Below are 3,288 nucleotides of genomic sequence, written 5' to 3' on the forward strand. Positions count from 1 at the left end.
TCGCTTGTGGATAGTTCATCATTACTGTCTTACTCGACAAATGTCAAAATATTGGCGATAAATTCACTATGAATTATATGAATAATTGAACTTGCTCAAACTCCAGCCAAAAAAAAGTAGCCCGAAGGCTACCTTTTCGCATTGATCACATTAAAGGCTATTTTTTAGCGTTTTTACGCTTATCGGTAATTTCCCACCGCCCATTATCGTACAACGCCGTCCAACCTGAGGGTTTACCCTCTATCTCAGTGCGTACATAGTGTTCTTTTGACTTACGACTAAAGCGTACAACCGCCGCCACACCATCAGGATCATGTGTAGGCGCATCCGCTAGGTATTGATACTTTGGTGCTAGGCGCTCTTTAAAACGAGCCAATTCTTCAACCAATGGCGCACGTGTCTCGCGAGATTTCGGGAAATTGCTCGCCGCAAGAAACAGGCCTGAAGCGCCATCACGCAGTACAAAATACGCATCCGAGTTTTCACAAGGCAATTCAGGGAAATGGATAGGATCTTCCTTTGGTGGAGCAACTTCGCCGCTTCTTAAGATCTTACGCGTATTTTTACAGTCATCGCTGGTGCAATCCATGTACTTACCAAAACGGCCATTTTTCAGCACCATGTTTGACCCACACTTGTCACACTCAACAACTGGGCCATCATAGCCTTTAACTTTAAACTCACCGAATTCTACAACGTAACCTTCGCAGTTCGGATTGTTCCCGCACACATGCATTTTACGTGTGTCATCGATTAGGTACGCATCCATCGCCGTTTCACAGATAGGACAACGTTTTTTGGCGCGCAGTGCAGCCGTTTCAACATCTTCTTCCAAGACATTGATGACGCCTTCTTCGTCACCTAGGTTAATGGTGGTTTTACAACGCTCTTTAGGTGGTAGTGCATAACCAGAACAACCGAGGAACACCCCTGTAGAGGCTGTACGAATTCCCATTGGACGTGAACATGTCGGACATTGAATGTCGGTCATCACGATGTGGTTGGGTTTCATACCACCTTGTTCTTCATCCAGTTCAGCCGTTTCTAAATCTGCAGTGAAATCTTTAAAGAAATCGTCCAAGACTCCTTTCCAATTTGCAGATCCTGCTGCAATTTGGTCCAGCTTTTCTTCCATTCGCGCGGTGAAGTCATAGTTCATCAAGTCATTGAAACTGTCATCCAGACGATCGGTGACGATTTCACCCATTTTCTCAGCATAAAAACGTCGCTGATCCACTTTCACATAGCCGCGATCTTGAATAGTAGAGATGATAGAAGCATACGTCGATGGTCGGCCTATACCACGCTTTTCAAGCTCTTTTACCAGCGCAGCTTCCGTATAACGTGCCGGTGGCTTAGTGAAATGTTGTTTTGGATCTAACGTTTGCAATAACAACGTTTCGCCCACTTTCACTGGAGGTAAAATTTGGTCTTCATTCTTACCCATTGGACGTTGAACTCGTGTCCAACCATCAAATTTAAGGATGCGACCTTTCGCCTTAAGGGTAAATTCTGCCGCTTTCACGCTCACCGTGGTCGAATCGTATTGAGCTGGCGTCATTTGGCAAGCAACAAACTGATTCCAGATTAGTGCGTATAGCTTATGAGCATCCGCTTCCATACCTTGTAAATCATCGGCTTTAACATCCACACTGGATGGACGAATCGCTTCGTGCGCTTCTTGAGCGCCCTGCTTACTTCCATAAGCTAACGGATTCTCAGGTAAGTAGGCTTGTCCAAACTCACTACCAATATAGCTGCGAACCGCTTCAACCGCTTCAGCACTTAAGTTGGTTGAATCGGTACGCATATAAGTGATGTAACCTGCCTCATACAAGCGCTGAGCTAGCATCATCGTTTTCTTCACTCCGTAACCCAAGCGAGTACTGGCTGCTTGCTGTAACGTCGAGGTGATAAAAGGAGCGGAAGGTTTACTGCTGGTTGGGCGGTCTTCACGTTTACACACTTCGTAAGAAGCTTTTTCTAAAATCGAAACCGCTGATTTAGCTTCCGCTTCGTTGACAGGTTTAAACGCTACATCATTTTTTTGCGCAACCAACAGACGGAAATCCGTTTTATCTTGCGTTTTCGTATCAGCATGGATATCCCAGAACTCTTCAGGGACAAACGCGTTAATTTCACGCTCACGCTCAACAAGTAATTTCACCGCCACCGATTGGACGCGACCCGCAGACAAGCCACGCGCCACTTTTTTCCAAAGTAATGGAGAGACCATAAAACCCACCACACGGTCCATGAAACGACGCGCTTGTTGGGCGTTTACACCGTCGATATTCAATTCACCCGGTGTTTGGAAGGCTTGTTGGATTGCATTTTTAGTAATTTCGTTAAATACAACTCGTTTGTATCGCTGTTCATCGCCACCGATGATCTCACGAAGGTGCCAAGCGATGGCCTCTCCTTCGCGGTCCAAATCGGTTGCGAGATAAATGCAGTCGGCATCTTTGGCAAGCTTTTGCAATTCCGCCACTACTTTTTCTTTACCCGGCAAAATTTGGTAATTCGCTTCCCAGCCGTGATAAGGGTCGATGCCCATCTTCTTAATTAACGAACTGCGGTCTTTCTCGCTTTTCAAGCGTGCTTTCTCTTCAGCGCTAAGGTTCTTTGAAGAAGAACTAGGCGTTGCTTTTTTAGCGGTACTTTGACCTGCGGTTGGAAGATCACGAACATGCCCTACGCTCGACTTAACGATAAAATCTTTACCAAGATATTTATTGATCGTTTTAGCCTTGGCTGGCGATTCCACTATAACGAGTGATTTACCCATAATTGACTCAAATGCCCTTAATCATTACGCGAAAGTAAATCGCATGACGTTCTAAATTATTGCTTCTTTTTTTACTATCGAGCCAGTTAACAAGAAGATCAACATGTTTTTTAAAAATAAAATTCAACCACTCAATAATTGGTCAAAATGCAACCAGAGCTCAGTAGCCTATTCTCCGCCAGCCTTCCAACCTAAATTGAAAAGTTTAAAATCGAGTCCTGTGGCGCTTGTGAGCTTGACTTTCATTGCTGCAGCACTCTACTAAACGTGCTTTGGCGCTCATACTAAAGTGAGTATTATCAGTTCGCGAAATAAATCCAATGAAATATGCCGTAAGTCACACATTCTCATTGCATAAAAAATCGGCTTTCTTGATTAAGCTTAGACGTGACTTCTCTCTTTGGTCAAAGCTTGAGAATCCACTCCATCGAATTTTGCGCCGAATTCTATTTGAAATCATTGAAATTACCTACCCTTTTACGGCACTATCCTCGCACATC

1 protein-coding gene is annotated in these 3,288 nt (G+C 44.5%); it reads right to left on the bottom strand.

The window, feature by feature from the left end; genetic code table 11:
- Positions 1 to 157: 157 nt before the first annotated feature.
- On the bottom strand, positions 158 to 2,788 hold the full coding sequence (gene topA / locus B9J84_RS14495) for a type I DNA topoisomerase (RefSeq protein WP_064625008.1): 2,631 nt from the start codon (positions 2,786 to 2,788) through the stop codon (positions 158 to 160).
- Positions 2,789 to 3,288: the final 500 nt, after the last annotated feature.

Source organism: Vibrio sp. V03_P4A6T147 (genome assembly GCF_002241085.1).
Taxonomy (GTDB): Bacteria; Pseudomonadota; Gammaproteobacteria; order Enterobacterales; family Vibrionaceae; genus Vibrio; species Vibrio anguillarum.